Source organism: Parapusillimonas granuli, assembly GCF_013416525.1.
Taxonomy (GTDB): domain Bacteria; phylum Pseudomonadota; class Gammaproteobacteria; order Burkholderiales; family Burkholderiaceae_B; genus Parapusillimonas; species Parapusillimonas granuli.
In genome coordinates this window covers 481,081-494,705 of the sequence record NZ_JACCEM010000003.1, presented here as the reverse complement: position 1 = coordinate 494,705, position 13,625 = coordinate 481,081, and the positions used below count along the sequence as shown (strand labels likewise).

The window sequence follows — 13,625 nt, the reverse complement described above, 5'->3', positions numbered from 1 at the left end:
GGCCGGCGGGCGGCTGCCGCCATGAGTCTCATCCAATCAGCCAAGATGAATGGGCATGATCCGTATGCCTATCTGAAGGATGTGCTCACACGCCTGCCGACGCATCCGAATAACAGGATCGAAGCGCTCTTGCCGCATAACTGGGCTCCGCTCACCACCGCCTAAAAGATATCGGCCGCTTACGCGGCCGAGTCAATGTGTGATGCGCGGACGCTTACGGTTGTCTCTTTTCAAACGCGGGCATTTAGGAGTGGAAAACTCAGCTGCGTTGCTGCCGTCCGGGAAGTACCTTTTCAATCAGATCTCCTGGAACGCATGACACGACTATGCTGCCATAACTATAACGTTTGGTAGTAAGACATCCGCTGCATTGATCGCTTATGCTCCATTACCATCACCGTTCAGTTTTGGCAATGCTTTACCAGCACGCTCCACAAGTCCGATGGCTTTTTCAAGCGCGCCGATATCTGGCATAGAGTCATCTGACCGCTTAAATGCATTTGTACCTGTAATGTTCCAGTGCTCGAATGCTTCCTTGACTTGAGACCATTCAGCAGCAGCTCCGTACGATTCCAAGTAGAACTTACCAAAGTTGATGGCATGCCGCCGGTCGCCATTCTTCAATGCTTCTTGCATGTATGAATTGCCAAGAACGAAAGAGTATTTAGCAAGACCTGCAAGTAGGGCAATTGCTACTAAACCTTTGAAGACTGCGAACGCCAGGAACTCCCAAGTGACCGGGTCGGGGACTGAAATTGCCGTGGACAATGTCACGTATGCAAAAAAGGCTATTGCAGCTACCAGCGATCCTGCCCCAATGCCACTCCAAATTTTCGACATTTTGTGAAACTGAGCTTCTTTTTGATCCAGTGTCTCAAGCGCATCGGCAACGTAATCCTTTGATGTGCGCTCGATCTTCTTTCTGCTTTCTTCGTTATACCGTTCCTTCTCAAGCGCAAGCTCAAGGTGTGCCTGATGTAATTGTTCTTCCCGCTCAACAATCTCTGATTGCAACCGATTGCGAAGATGTTCAACCTCCGCCTGACGCTTCATTAAGCGTTCTTCTACGTCACGGTGTCGCGCCATGAGTTGTTTCTCACGTTGCATGAACATTTTTTCTCGCTCTTGCTGTTCCTTTTGGAGCGCCGCCTCTCGGGCGAGTTGTTCTTCCTGGGCACGCTTGCGATAGGCGTCGAATTCTCGCTGCTGTATCTCCAGCAGTCCTCGAAATTCGTCTAGTTCCCGTTCGCGAATTGAGAACCTCTCATGCTCATCCCGATTAAGCGCACGGCTGCGCTCTGCTTTCACGCTTTCTTGCATACTGCTAGCCCCTCCTTGGAGGAATATTGAATCACCCCAGGAATTGCGGAGGCTGTTTGGTTAAAGTGAAACAGGTTCCGCAGCGGGTGCTGCAAATTGTCGATAGTATCGCTCTTCAGCTTCTGCCGGCGGTATGTCGCCAATAGATCCGAGCAGGCGTTGGTGATTGAACCATGAGACCCATTCTAGGGTGGCCAGCTCTACGGCAGCCTTGGTCTTCCAGGGGGCTCGTCGGTGAATCACCTCCGTTTTGTACAGGCCGTTGAGGGTTTCGGCCAAGGCATTGTCGTAAGCGCTGCCGGTGCTGCCCACTGACGGGTTGATCCCTGCTTCGTTCAGCCGCTCGGAATAGCGGATGGAAACGTATTGGGCGCCGCGGTCCGAATGATGAACAAGCACCTGCTCCATCAGCAACCGCTCCGAACGGACCGAGTACAGCACCTGCAGCAGCATCGCCCGTAGCAGCTTCTGCGGCGCAATGCCGGGCCGCCCCCCCTTTGAGGCGTCTTCATACATGCCTGCAAACAGGTCTTCGAGCTGGCTTAACGCATCATTGACCATCGCGCGGATCGCCCGCAACGGGTGGGTGGCAGGAACAAAATCGTCCAGCTTCTTGATGCTGAATAGGCTCTCGGTAAAAGTGTCGGATCCGCGCATCCCTCATTATCGCGCGAAGACAACAGCTACGCTCAGTATTTCAGCAGCCTGCTAGACTGGTTTTAGCCCAGTTTTTTCATAGGGGGACTCCAATGGGGTTCCTGACTGATCTGAAGATCCGCTCCGCCTCGCCCAGCGCCAAAGAGTACCTGCTTGCCGACGGAGATGGCCTCTACTTGCGCGTCCGTGCGACCAGCAAGAGCTGGCTCTATCGCTACGAGTCCGAAGAGAAGCAGCTTAAAGTCGGCTTGGGTGCCTACCCTATTGTCACGCTGGCTATGGCACGCGAAAAAGCCAGGGAGGCAAATGCTCTACGAGTCCAAGGCGTCGATCTTCAAGCGGCCCGCCGGAAACAACAAGAGCAAGCCCTGCTCGCCAAGCTCAATACTTTCGAGTTGATATCCCGCGCTTGGCTGAAAACCGCGAATAAAGACCGTGAATGGTCGCCCGGATACAAGAGCAAAGTCACTCGTCATCTTGAAATCCACGTTTTCCCGTGGGTCGGCAATATGGCGATAGATAGCATCAAGCCCACGGAGATCGTACGCTGCCTTCATCGCGTCAAGGATCGCGGCACTCTGTATTTCAGCAGCCTGTTAGGGCGTTACGTACGACAAGCTGAAAAAATCCATACGGACGATACGCCTGTACCGGTTCTGGAACCAGGACGGTGCAAAACCCGCACGGGACGGCTCTGATATGTGCGCGATGATCGCCCGGCCGCCAGCCGTGCACCACCGGTGCGGGCCATATTATGATTGGTGCCATTGAGCCGGTGCGCAATGCGGGCGGTCGCCTACGATGGCAAACAGGCTGTGGCGATGTTGCGCTATGAGCCTCATGAGCCGGTCAACTCGATCTTGACGCGTTTGGATACAGCCATTGCCACGGCACAAGCCAGTGGTCAGCGCGTCGATGAGTGGAACAAGCCGGGGGTTAGCTGGACTTAAAGGCGCCGACCGTCAAGGCGGTACTCAAATGACGCTTACAGATATTCTCTAAACTCAAGGCGCTGTTACGGCGGGCGGCCAAACGGACCGTAGACGCCTTGTGGAAGGAGATCGGCAGAACCTTGGATCTGTCTACGCCTGACGAGTGCGCCAATTACTTCGCCTCTTGTGGATACGTAAAGATATAAATCAAAAATGCTCTAGTGCTTAAGTGCCGGCGCTTTCCAGTTGTTGTATGGCTTCGTTGCGGGAATCGTCAACCAGCTTTTCCATCGCGCGCCCCGCTTCTTCAGCGCGGCCCGCGACCAAGGCGTCGAACAGGGTCCGCCAGTGCCGCGCGGATTGCTGCCGGCGCTCTGCCGACGCAAGACTGACGCGCGTGTAGCGCCAGCTCTGGCGGGCCAGGGAGCGCAGGATATCCGCCAGCCGCTCGTTGCCGGAAGCCTGAGCCATGTCGAGCGCCAGCTCCACGCTGGCCGCAACATAGGCGGCGCCGCCGTCGGCTTCGGCGGCAAGCCGCTCCAGCGCTTCAACTCTGGGCGCGAAATTCAGGATCAGAGCATGATCCGCAGTGGCGAGGCGGCGTACCATCGCGCCTCCGAGCACCATGCGGATCTCGAAGATGTCGTTGACTTCCTTGCTTGAGAGCTTGGTGACGTGCGCGCCCTTGTTGGCTAGTACGCGCACCACCGAATCGCGCTCCAGAATGCGAAGCGCTTCGCGCACCGGGCCACGACTGACACCGTATGACTCTGCCAGAGCTTCCTCGCGGATGCGTTCGCCGGGTTGATATTCGCCGGCGATGATGGCGGAGTAGATATGTTCGGCGATCTGTTCAGGGAGCGTGGTTAGCACCGACCGCTGCGCTCCAAAGGTGGCTGTGTGCCCGGCATTGGCTTTCATTAATTCTCTATGACTGCGAGTTCTTGGCCTTCTTTCACAGCGTCTCCTTCAGCAACCAGAATCTTGACAAGGCGACCGCCGTCCGGGGCCATTACGGGGATTTCCATCTTCATGGATTCCAGCACCATGATAGTTGCGTCCTCCTCAAGTATATCGCCGGGTTTGGATTGAATCTTCCAGACACTTCCGGTCACTTCCGACAGGATCGTTTCGGTAGCCATGACGTTTCTCCTTGTTTATGTGATGAAGGGCCAGTATACTTTATTGTCTTATTGTTAACAATCTGAAAGTAGACAATAATATCGACTTACAACCAGGAGACAATCATGATAAAGACCCCCCTTACCTTCTTTGCCCGCTGCTTCGCGGTGGCCGGCTTGAGCCTCGCGGCGGCCCTGCCTACCTCAGCGCAAGAAAACTGGCCCCGGCAGACTGTAAAACTGGTCGTCCCTTACGCGGCCGGTGGCACCACCGACCTGATCGCCCGCCGTCTGGCGGAGCGCCTCAATACCGAACTCGGCCAGACCGTCGTAGTCGAAAATAAGCCCGGCGCCAGCACCAACATCGGCGCGCAATCCGTCGTGAATGCCAAAGACGGCCACACCATTCTGCTGGGCAGCATCTTCCAGTTGCTGAATCACACTTTCGGGCCCAAGCCGGACTTCAACATGTTCGAAGCGCTGGAGCCTGTCAGCCTGGTGGCGAACATGCCCTTCGTGCTGGGAGCCAATCCGGGCACGCCATTCAACAATGGCAAAGAACTGGTCGCAGCGGCAAAAGCCGAACCCAGGCACCTGTCTGTCGCGCATGCGCAACTGGATGTCTCGCTGACGCTGCTGAACGACAAAGCCGGCATGGAACTGCTGCTGGTGCCCTACAAAGGCGGCGCCCCCTCCATTTCGGCGGCAATGGCCGGCCAGGTGGACATGGCTTACTCGCTGGTTCCGGTAATGCTGCCGCAACTCCAGGCCGGCAATCTCAAACCGCTGGCCGTGTCCTCCGCGAAACGCTTTGAAAGTTTGCCCGACGTGCCGACCTTTGCTGAGAGCGGCGTCGATTTCATCATGGAGATGTGGTACGGCCTTTTCATGCCGGCCGGCACTCCTCAAACCATCATCGACAAGCTGGCCGAAACGACGCAGAAGATCATGGCCAGCGAACAGATGATCACATCGATCCGCGCCGCCGGCGCCGACCCGGTGCACAACACCCCGGCTGAATTCCGCGCCCAGTTGGAGAAGGAACAGACCACATGGGACGAGGTTGCACGATCCATGCCCAATCTGGTACAGCGGTGAGGAAGAAATGAATCAACAGCATGAAGGAGCAAAACGGCAGATTCGCCGCCTGTTCGTGGCGAATCGTGGCGAGATCGCGGTGCGCGTGGCGCAGGCCTGCCGAACACTCGGCATCGAAGTCGTCGCCGGCGTGTCGGAAGCCGATCAAAACAGTCTGGCTGCCCGGATGGCCGATAGCATGACAGTCATCGGCGCCGCGCCCGCGGCGGAAAGCTATCTGAACATCGAGAAAGTAATTAGCGCGGCCAAGCGCAGCGGCTGCGACGCCCTGCATCCCGGCTACGGCTTTCTGGCGGAACGTCCGGCCCTTGCCCGCGCCTGCGCCGAAGCCGGCATCCTGTTCATCGGCCCGACGCCGGAAGCCATCGAGCAGATGGGCGACAAGATCACGGCGGTGAAGCTGGCCGAAGCCGCCGGCGTGCCGCGCGTGCCTGGCTCCGATGCGGTGAAAGACGCCTCCGAGGCAGCCGGTGTCGCACAGGCCATCGGTTATCCCGTGCTGCTCAAGGCCACCGCCGGTGGCGGCGGCCGCGGCATGCGCGTGGTGCGTGAGGAAGCCGAACTGGCCGTCGCCATGGAATCCGCCTCCAATGAAGCGCAAGCTGCTTTTGGCGACGGCACCGTCTATCTTGAAAAGTTCATCGAACAGGCCCGCCATATCGAAATCCAGGTGATGGGCGATCGCCTCGGCAATGTTGTCCACCTGGGAGAGCGCGAATGCTCCACTCAGCGACGCCACCAAAAGCTGATCGAAGAAGCGCCTTCTCCCGCCATTAACGCCGGGCTGCGCGCCGAGATGGGACGATGCGCCGTCCAGCTCGCCCGCAATGTGAACTACGTCGGCGCCGGCACCGTGGAGTTTGTGCTCGACGAAGCAGAAGGCCACTTCTATTTCCTCGAAATGAATACGCGCATCCAGGTCGAGCACCCGGTCACCGAGATGGTGACCGGCATCGACCTGGTGGCGGAACAAATCCGCGTGACGCAGGGCCTGCCGCTATCTTTCAAGCAGGAAGACATCCAACTACGGGGCCATGCCATCGAATGCCGTATCAACGCGGAAGACTTCAATAAGAACTTCCTGCCCAAGCCGGGCCTGATCACCGCCTGGAATCCCCCAGAAGGCAATGGGATCAGGCTGGATTCCCACTGTTATGCGGGCTACAGCGTGCCGCCCTACTACGATTCACTGCTGGCCAAGCTGATCGTTCACGGCGCCACACGCGCCGAAGCCATCGAACACATGTTGCAGGCCCTGAAAAACTTCGGTATTGAAGGTATCCCCAGCACTATTCCCTTCCACCAGGAAGTGCTGCGCGAGCCGGCTTTCATTGAAGGAGCCGTCACCACGCGCTGGGTGGAGCAGACCTTCCTGCCTGAGCGCAAGGCGCGTCTGCGCGCCGCTGCGGACGCGGCCAAGGCCACCGCGGTGGCGGCCGCATCCACGCAGGAGCAAGCATCATGAACGACCCGCGACACCCCTCCTATGACGGTCCCTTGGCAGGCTACCGCGTGCTGGAACTGGGCTCCACCGTCGCCGGCCCTTTCTGCGGCCGGCTGATGGCCGACTTCGGCGCCGAAGTCATCAAAGTGGAACCCATCGACGGCGATGCCGTGCGCACGATGGGCAAACGCAGCAAAGGCGAATCGCTTTACGCGGCCAGCATCCTGCGCAACAAGTCCTTGATCGCCCTGGATCTGCGCAGCGAAGAGGGCCGCGATATCATCCTGCGCCTGATCAAGCGCTGCGATGTGCTGGTAGAAAACTTCCGGCCCGGCCAGATGGAAAAATGGGGGCTGGGCTATGACGTCCTGTCAGCCATCAACTCCGGGCTGGTCATGGTGCGCATCAGCGGTTTCGGCCAGAGCGGGCCCTACCGCGAACGCCCCGGCTACGGCGTGATCGGCGAAGCCGTCAGTGGCTTGCGGCACATCACAGGCGACCCTGACCGCCCCCCTACCCGCGCCGCAGTGTCCCTTACGGACAAATTCACCGGCCTGTACGCCGCCTTCGGTGCGGTGATGGCATTGCTGGAACGCAAGCGCAGCGGCAAAGGCCAGGTAATCGACGCCGCACTGTACGAATGCGCCTTCAGCTTCATGGAGCCGCACATTCCGGCATACGAAAAGCTGGGCCATATCGCCAACCGCGCCGGCTCGCGCCTGCCGGACAGCACGCCCAACAACCTCTATGCCACCCGCGACGGCACCCACATCCACATCACGGCAATGGGCGAAGCCGTATTCAAGCGCCTGGCGGCGGCTATGGGCAGCCCTGAACTGAGCGAAGACCCGAAATACGCCACCGCCCGGGCGCGCTCCGAGCACCATACGGCACTCGATGCGCTGATCAGCGACTGGACGGCCAATCACGACCTAATCGAACTGGAAAACCTGCTGCAGGAAGCGGCGGTGCCTGCAACACGTATCTACACCATGGCGGATATTTTCGCCGACCCGCACTTTCATGCCCGACAGATGCTGGTGCAGGCGCCGCACGAAACACTGGGCCAAGTGACAGTCGCCGGCGTTGTGCCCAAGCTGTCGCGCACTCCCGGCCAGGTGAACCAGGCAGGCGGCGCAGTGGGCCGGGACACCCAGAGGGTTCTAGAAGACATCGCCGGGCTCCCGGCGGCAACGATTGAGAGACTGCGTGCCCGGGGTCTCATCCACTGCCTTGAAACACAAGCCGCCTGAAAGGCCGGCAAGCATCACGCAACAAATAGGAAACGATTATGGACATGGTAACGAAACCCCTCGCCGACCCGCTTCAGGCGGAATACCAACGACGCTGCGATCAAGCCCTGGCCATGGGCGGCGAAGCCAAGCTGGCCGAGCGCAAAGCCGCCGGCCTGCTGAACGCCCGCGAACGCATCGATCAATTGGTGGACCCCGGCAGCTTTCTCGAATCCGGCATGCTGGCCACATCGGTGATCGAGTCTGCCCGCGAAAAATCCCCCGCTGACGGCAAGATCGTCGGTTACGCGCGCGTTGCGGGGCGTGAGGTCGCCGTCGTCTCCAATGACTTCACCGTAATGGGGGCCTCCAGCAGCGCTACCAACGGCAAGAAGATCGGCCACATGAAGCGCACCGCGACGGCGCGCGGCCTGCCGTTGATCTTCCTGGGTGAGTCATCCGGCGCCCGCATGCCGGACACCATGGGCGCGCGCGGCATGGGCACCATGCTGGGCCACGACCCCGCACAGTACACGCGCATGCGCGAAACGCCCTGGGCCGGCGCGGTGATGGGCTATTGCTACGGCTCATCCACTTGGTACACCGGCTTCTGCGACTTCAGCGTGATGCGCAAGGGAGCCATTATGGCCGTCTCCAGCCCACGCCTGGTATCCATGGCGGTGAAGGAACAGATCGATCCCGAAGAGATCGGCGGCTGGAAGCTCCACTCCGAAGGCACCGGTCTGGTGGATATGGTTGTTGACACCGACGAACAGGCGCTGGAAGCCATCAAGAAGTACCTGAGCTACATGCCCAGCCACCACAACGAAGCGCCCCCCGTCTTGCCGGTGACACCGGGCTCCGGCGAAGACATGCACAAGATTCACCAACTGGTGCCGGCGAACCGCACCCAAGTCTACGACGTGCGCAAAGTGGTGAAAACCATCTTCGACAAAGACAGCGTGTTTGAAATGAAGCCGCGCTTCGGCAAGGTGGCTGTCACCGCGCTGGCCCGGCTGGACGGCCGCACCGTGGGCGTGATCGCCAACAATCCACTCCACAAGGGAGGCGCACTGGATACAGAAGCCTGCGAAAAAATCACCAGCTTCATCGTGATGTGCGACTCGTTCAACATCCCGCTGGTGTTGCTGGTGGACACCCCAGGATTCATCATCGGGCTGGATGCGGAGCGCAAGCGCGCGCCAGGCAAGATTATGAACTTCATGACGGCGCTCCAGCTCGTGACGGTGCCGAAGATCTCCATCATCTTGCGCAAGAGCTACGGCCAGGCCTATTTGAACATGGGCGGCGGCCGCAACTCCGACGAAGTCGCCGCCTGGCCAACGGCGGAAGTCAGCTTCATGACGCCGAGCTTTGCCGTCAATATCGTACACGGCCTCAACCCCGGCGACCCCGGCTTCGAGGAAAAGCTCGCCGAAATGGAGAAAAACAGCAACGTTTATGATCTGGCTTCGATCTACGCGGTGCAAAACGTCATTCTCCCTCATCAGACCCGCGATTACCTTATCCGCACGCTGGAGGTGCACCGTCTGCGCCTGACCAACGGCGTGGGTAAACACCTGATGCAAACCTGGCCATCCACCTACTGAGACAAAGCCCGAACGCCATGCTGATTGAAATCCTGTTGGTCGGAGCAGTATCGGGATTCATTCAGGGGCTTTCGGGCTTCGCCTTCGGTCTGGTCGCCACTTCCATGTGGGCCTGGATGATGGAACCACAACGGGTCGTGCCGCTGGTGGTGATGGGGTCGTTCGTAGGGCAGTGCGTCTCGATCCTGAGCGTGCGGCATGAAATCCGCTTTGCGCGCGTGCGGCCTTTCATCGTCGGCGGCGTGATCGGCATACTAATGGGCGCGGCACTACTGCATGCGCTGAACGCGAATTCCTTCCGCGCAATATTCGGGATTTTCCTCGTGGTCTATTCCTCAGTCATGCTTCTGATGAAGCAACTGCCGAAGATCCAGAAGGTGGCTTGGGGCGCTGACAGCGTCATCGGCTGGATCTCGGGCGCGCTGTCCGGCGCCTGCGGCATGGGCGGGCCGCCCATAACCCTGTGGTGCTCGCTGCGCGGATGGAGCACCATCTCCCAACGCGCCACCTTCCAGGCCTTCTTCATCACCATGCAGATGCTGCTTCTGCTGGTGTACGCCTGGCAGGGCATTATCGACAAACCTCTGCTGATCAGCTTCGCCTGGCTGGTGCCTGTCATCATGCTCACCTCCTGGAGCGGCTCGCGCGTCGGCCGCCATTTCGGCGACGTCCAGTTTCAGAAAATCGTCTTCGGTCTGCTGCTGCTTTCCGGCATCGTGATGCTGCTGCCAGCGATTTCCAGCCTGGCGGGCAGACTCGCGTCTTTCTAAGCCGCTTTAACTTTGATCATGAAACCATTGTTATGTGAAGCAGGCGCCGCTCTGGCCGCCTTGAGAAAAGGTCCGCACACCAGCGCACACCTCGTCCGGTGGTGCGCAGCCCAGCAGAACTGGGACAAAATCCACTATGACGCCGGATACGCGCAACAGCGCGCCGGGCTGAAAGAACGGGTGATCAACGGCGCCCTGAAGCAGCACTACCTGACGCAAGCGCTTCAGTTGAATTTCTCCCCCACAGTACGCATACAACGTCTGAAGTACGATTTTTCCGGCCCAGACTACGTCAATGAAACGTTGGAAGTCCAGGGCGAAATCGTGGATGCGTGCCCGGAAGGTGATGATCTGAACGTATATATCACGCTTCGCATCTGGAATCTGGAGCAGGCCCAGGCCAACACCCTGGCCAAAGCCATTGTCGTGGTGCCGCAAGAAGCCGGAACAATGGTGGAGCGCGGCGCTGCGGAAGGTTTTATCTCTAGCCGCATCGACGACCAGCCGGGCCAGATCGACCCGGCCGCGCCCGCATCCGTTCGCCGCTTGCATGGCTTGGTTTACGAGCGTCTTGACTCCCGCTTTCCGCTGGATTTAAGCCGTCTGCGATTATTCTGCGACGCGATCGGGGACATGCCGCGCCTTCATTATGATCAGTCCGCCGCGACGGAAGCCGGATACCGCCATGTCATCGCACCTCATCTGTTTCCCATACACGGCCTGGAGACGCTGCCCGACTCTCTTCCGCTATCCTCTGAACTAGGCGCCCTGGGGCGCGAGGCGGTGAATGAAGTCGGCCGCAATTTTGGCAGGCATTCCGGCATCCCCGACCACGGCATGGTGAACGGCGGCAATGATGTCGAATTCTTCTCCTTCCTGGAAGTCGGAGAAACCGTTCGGGCGCAAAGCCGCTTGCTCGAAGCCAGAGTCAGACGGGGCCGCAGCAGCGGCAACATGCTGATCACGACATCGCTGAATACCTACTCGACCACGAGCGGGCGTCTGCTGCTGCGGGAACGGCAAAGCATCCTCTACAGGGATTTTTAGCCGCACCCATTTCACGCGGATCATACCGTCAAGCTGTCTTTACCGGCCTTCAGCGGGCGCAGTTTTTCGTCAAAATCATTCAGGCTGGGAAACTGGAGAGGCGCGTCGGCGTTAATCGACCGGATGCGTTTTCTCCATGATTCCATGATTTCCCGGCGAGCCTCATCAGAGATATAAGGTATATGCCAACCGATAAAAGGCGGCAGCACATCCAGCCCAGTGGATGCCAGTGTTCCCTGCAGGAAAGGCCTGAGCATGACCTCTTCCAGCGGGCCATGCATGCCGTCCTCTCCGAACATATGCGCTTGCCCGCCCAGCGTGATAGCCGCCAATGCCCGCCGCCCGGTCAACCCGCCCCGGTCATAGAAACGTTTACCGCCGTAGATCTCGCCCGAAACGAAAACGCGGTAGGTGATGGCAGCGCTTCCGGCCGCTCTGTGCCTTTGGATGTTGTTGAGTTCGAATCCAGTGTGGCGAGCAATGGTGTGGCAGGTAACCACATCTGTGCTGTCACAACAGCTGGGACTGCGAAGTGCAGTGGAAGGGGGAGGGTCAACCCGGTAACAACCGCTCTATCAATAGCCTGAGCTACGTGGACGTTCTCAGCGATTAAGGGCTAAGGAACACAGCAAAGCCGAAGAATTTAAATGCTCTTCGGCTTTGCTGCATTCTAGGCATGCGGCTATCTCCTTTTTCACCTGAATTGAAAGGTCTGGATTCAGGAAGACTGCATCGCCAAGCAGCTCAATTCGAATACGTCAAGCACCGCAGCCGGACGCCTAGCTCAGAAATGGTAGGCCTCATTACGCAACCCCGCTATTTCTTCTGCACGGTAGGTCGTTGCATCAGCACCTGTACAATCGAGGGATTGGCTTCCAGCTCCGACATAGCGATCTGATAGCCATACAGCTTATGCAGCCCCAACACCACGGCGCAGGATCGGGAAAAGCCTCCCTCACAAGGCAACACTGCAATACGCGCTACTCCAGTACCAGCATAGGTGGAGAGTCTTCGACAGCCGCATGGCCATGTTCTCCGGAGATCTCCGTAAATTCGGCTTGCTCCCGGCCTTTGCAGCGGCTTCAATTTCGGCAACCACATAGCTCAAGGAAGATGCAAATATGTTCCTGTGGATGCCTTTGATCCTCGCCTGCGGCTTCTATGCCATCTCCTTTTGCGCAATGGCATCGCGCGAGCGCCCCGAACAGGTCATCGCGCTACTTGAGTACGCCGTCCAGCATGCGGGCGCGCCAGTGCAAGAGACACTACCAACGCCAGCCCCTTCTTGAGTCGCCGAGTCACCACCTTGTCAACGCAACGCGCAACTTCACCAAGCCGGAGAGGGATTATTGGATGACCGCTGACACTACGCACAGGTAGGTGCACACCCCTTCGTTCCCTAAAAGGCACGCTCGACTTGCACCCATCCCTACTCCCATGGCTTGAACCTTTCAACCGCAAACGGCCCCGCCGCCGCCCCCATACGCACCTCTTCCTCCAGCAACGCCGCCATGCGGGCGCCCGAAGGCGACAGCACGGCGCCCGCCCTGGTCCGCAGGCCCAGCGTGCGCCGGATGACCGGCTCGACCAGCGGGACGAACACTAGGTCATCCTGCCCCGGCGGCACACCAAGGCGGGCCAGTACGGTCACACCCAGATTGCGGCGCAGCATGGCGATCAGGGTCAGCATGTTGGCGATGAACAGGGGCCGGTCGCGCAGGACCGCCGCCTCCGGCCAGTCGCGCAGCTGCTTGTGCGCGACGGTTCCGATGAGCGGCAAGGATTCGATTTCTTTCCATGTCAGCGATTTTCTGAGGGCGGCGGGATGGCTGCGGTGGCAGACCAGCCCGAACTCGTCTTCGTACAGCGGCTGGAACGTCAGGGCTGGGTCCTGGCTGACCACGCTGCACAGGCCCAGTTCGACCTGCCCATTGAGCAGCATCTGCTCGACGCCTTCGGAGTTGTCGTCATGCACGTTGAGCATCACATTGGGATATAGGCGGCGATAGGCTTGCAGCAGGCCGGGCATCCAGTGCGTGGCAACCGACATGACGCTGGCAATGCTCAGGTAGCCGGTGTCGCTGCGCGCCATGCGGCCCATGGTGCCCGCCACCAGGTCCGCATGCGCCACCAGTTGCTTGGCCAGCGTAATACAGGACTGGCCAAAGGTGCTGAGCCTGACCGGGCTTCCGCGGATGAAGAGCGGTTGTCCCAGCCGCTCTTCCATTTCACGGATCGCCAGGGAGATAGCCGGCTGGGAGCGGCAGGCTCGTTCGGCCGCCAGGCGGAAGCTGCCGGTGTCCGCCACGTAGACGAAGTAGCGGTAATGATTGATGGAAAATAGTTCCGTCATGGAATTTGAAATTCTCATCGTTGGATCAGAATAATTAATTA

Annotated in this window: 13 protein-coding genes and 4 pseudogenes; 10 read left to right on the top strand and 7 right to left on the bottom strand. The window is 59.1% G+C overall.

Annotation, left to right across the window (positions count from 1 at the left end):
- On the top strand, window positions 1-165 hold a 165-nt coding region (locus tag H0A72_RS07605; protein WP_180154454.1), incomplete at its 5' end, for a transposase domain-containing protein.
- Between the two features lie 213 nt (window positions 166-378).
- On the opposite strand, the gene H0A72_RS07600 is transcribed toward H0A72_RS07605, so the two are convergent.
- The 3 genes and pseudogenes from H0A72_RS07600 to H0A72_RS22120 form a co-directional block, all read right to left on the bottom strand.
- Entirely contained in the window at window positions 379-1,320 is a 942-nt protein-coding gene (locus H0A72_RS07600; protein ID WP_180154453.1) for a hypothetical protein, read from the bottom strand.
- A gap of 60 nt (window positions 1,321-1,380) precedes the next feature.
- On the bottom strand, window positions 1,381-1,728 hold the full coding sequence (locus H0A72_RS22125; protein ID WP_246436871.1) for an integrase core domain-containing protein: 348 nt from the start codon (window positions 1,726-1,728) through the stop codon (window positions 1,381-1,383).
- Window positions 1,720-1,977 (bottom strand): annotated as a pseudogene (locus H0A72_RS22120) (transposase); the annotation flags it as partial. The pseudogene H0A72_RS22120 and the gene H0A72_RS22125, both read right to left, overlap by 9 nt.
- A gap of 92 nt (window positions 1,978-2,069) precedes the next feature.
- Here H0A72_RS22120 and H0A72_RS22115 point away from each other — a divergent pair.
- From H0A72_RS22115 to H0A72_RS22110, 3 pseudogenes are all read left to right on the top strand, one after another.
- Window positions 2,070-2,321, top strand: a pseudogene (locus tag H0A72_RS22115) (Arm DNA-binding domain-containing protein); the annotation flags it as partial.
- A gap of 51 nt (window positions 2,322-2,372) precedes the next feature.
- A pseudogene (locus H0A72_RS22505) lies at window positions 2,373-2,672 on the top strand (phage integrase central domain-containing protein); the annotation flags it as partial.
- Between the two features lie 299 nt (window positions 2,673-2,971).
- Window positions 2,972-3,115, top strand: a pseudogene (locus H0A72_RS22110) (IS630 family transposase); the annotation flags it as partial.
- A gap of 19 nt (window positions 3,116-3,134) precedes the next feature.
- Here H0A72_RS22110 and H0A72_RS07580 read toward each other — a convergent pair.
- Both H0A72_RS07580 and H0A72_RS07575 read right to left on the bottom strand, forming a co-directional pair.
- Window positions 3,135-3,830 carry a GntR family transcriptional regulator gene (locus tag H0A72_RS07580; protein ID WP_180154451.1) on the bottom strand — a complete coding sequence of 232 codons (696 nt, stop codon included), beginning with the start codon at window positions 3,828-3,830 and terminating at the stop codon, window positions 3,135-3,137.
- The gene (locus H0A72_RS07575; protein ID WP_180154450.1) at window positions 3,830-4,051 is read right to left on the bottom strand and encodes an acyl-CoA carboxylase biotin carboxyl carrier protein subunit; all 222 of its coding nucleotides are present in this window, start codon (window positions 4,049-4,051) and stop codon (window positions 3,830-3,832) included. The genes H0A72_RS07580 and H0A72_RS07575 overlap by 1 nt, the downstream gene beginning before the upstream one ends.
- A 105-nt stretch (window positions 4,052-4,156) precedes the next feature.
- Here H0A72_RS07575 and H0A72_RS07570 point away from each other — a divergent pair, with 105 nt between their 5' ends.
- Genes H0A72_RS07570 through H0A72_RS07545 form a run of 6 tightly spaced genes read left to right on the top strand, consistent with a single transcriptional unit; the run spans window position 4,157 to window position 11,231 of the window.
- On the top strand, window positions 4,157-5,128 hold the full coding sequence (locus H0A72_RS07570; protein WP_180154449.1) for a Bug family tripartite tricarboxylate transporter substrate binding protein: 972 nt from the start codon (window positions 4,157-4,159) through the stop codon (window positions 5,126-5,128).
- 7 nt (window positions 5,129-5,135) lie between these two features.
- On the top strand, window positions 5,136-6,593 hold the full coding sequence (gene accC / locus H0A72_RS07565) for an acetyl-CoA carboxylase biotin carboxylase subunit (protein ID WP_180154492.1): 1,458 nt from the start codon (window positions 5,136-5,138) through the stop codon (window positions 6,591-6,593).
- Entirely contained in the window at window positions 6,590-7,825 is a 1,236-nt protein-coding gene (locus H0A72_RS07560) for a CaiB/BaiF CoA transferase family protein (protein WP_180154448.1), read from the top strand. The genes accC and H0A72_RS07560 overlap by 4 nt, the downstream gene beginning before the upstream one ends.
- A 38-nt stretch (window positions 7,826-7,863) precedes the next feature.
- Complete coding sequence (locus tag H0A72_RS07555) at window positions 7,864-9,414, top strand: acyl-CoA carboxylase subunit beta (RefSeq protein WP_246436847.1); 1,551 nt, start codon at window positions 7,864-7,866, stop codon at window positions 9,412-9,414.
- A 17-nt stretch (window positions 9,415-9,431) separates the two neighbouring features.
- A complete protein-coding gene (locus H0A72_RS07550; RefSeq protein WP_180154447.1) occupies window positions 9,432-10,184 on the top strand; it encodes a sulfite exporter TauE/SafE family protein in 753 nt (250 codons plus the stop codon).
- 18 nt (window positions 10,185-10,202) lie between these two features.
- Complete coding sequence (locus tag H0A72_RS07545; RefSeq protein ID WP_180154446.1) at window positions 10,203-11,231, top strand: FAS1-like dehydratase domain-containing protein; 1,029 nt, start codon at window positions 10,203-10,205, stop codon at window positions 11,229-11,231.
- A 20-nt stretch (window positions 11,232-11,251) separates the two neighbouring features.
- On the opposite strand, the gene H0A72_RS07540 is transcribed toward H0A72_RS07545, so the two are convergent.
- Both H0A72_RS07540 and H0A72_RS07535 read right to left on the bottom strand, forming a co-directional pair.
- Window positions 11,252-11,731: an NAD(P)H-dependent oxidoreductase gene (locus tag H0A72_RS07540; protein WP_180154445.1), complete on the bottom strand. Its 480-nt coding sequence runs from the start codon at window positions 11,729-11,731 to the stop codon at window positions 11,252-11,254.
- 929 nt (window positions 11,732-12,660) lie between these two features.
- Complete coding sequence (locus tag H0A72_RS07535; protein WP_246436848.1) at window positions 12,661-13,584, bottom strand: LysR family transcriptional regulator; 924 nt, start codon at window positions 13,582-13,584, stop codon at window positions 12,661-12,663.
- Between the last annotated feature and the right edge of the window lie 41 nt (window positions 13,585-13,625).

Excerpts from the sequence above, each read along its gene's own strand:
- H0A72_RS07545 (WP_180154446.1), top strand. The coding sequence starts at position 10,203 with ATGAAACCATTGTTATGTGAAGCAGGCGCCGCTCTGGCCGCCTTGAGA.
- accC (WP_180154492.1), top strand. The coding sequence starts at position 5,136 with ATGAATCAACAGCATGAAGGAGCAAAACGGCAGATTCGCCGCCTGTTC.
- H0A72_RS07570 (WP_180154449.1), top strand. The coding sequence starts at position 4,157 with ATGATAAAGACCCCCCTTACCTTCTTTGCCCGCTGCTTCGCGGTGGCC.
- H0A72_RS07580 (WP_180154451.1), bottom strand. The coding sequence starts at position 3,830 with ATGAAAGCCAATGCCGGGCACACAGCCACCTTTGGAGCGCAGCGGTCG.
- H0A72_RS22125 (WP_246436871.1), bottom strand. The coding sequence starts at position 1,728 with ATGGAGCAGGTGCTTGTTCATCATTCGGACCGCGGCGCCCAATACGTT.
- H0A72_RS07575 (WP_180154450.1), bottom strand. The coding sequence starts at position 4,051 with ATGGCTACCGAAACGATCCTGTCGGAAGTGACCGGAAGTGTCTGGAAG.
- H0A72_RS07560 (WP_180154448.1), top strand. The coding sequence starts at position 6,590 with ATGAACGACCCGCGACACCCCTCCTATGACGGTCCCTTGGCAGGCTAC.
- H0A72_RS07600 (WP_180154453.1), bottom strand. The coding sequence starts at position 1,320 with ATGCAAGAAAGCGTGAAAGCAGAGCGCAGCCGTGCGCTTAATCGGGAT.
- H0A72_RS07555 (WP_246436847.1), top strand. The coding sequence starts at position 7,864 with ATGGACATGGTAACGAAACCCCTCGCCGACCCGCTTCAGGCGGAATAC.
- H0A72_RS07550 (WP_180154447.1), top strand. The coding sequence starts at position 9,432 with ATGCTGATTGAAATCCTGTTGGTCGGAGCAGTATCGGGATTCATTCAG.
- H0A72_RS07535 (WP_246436848.1), bottom strand. The coding sequence starts at position 13,584 with ATGACGGAACTATTTTCCATCAATCATTACCGCTACTTCGTCTACGTG.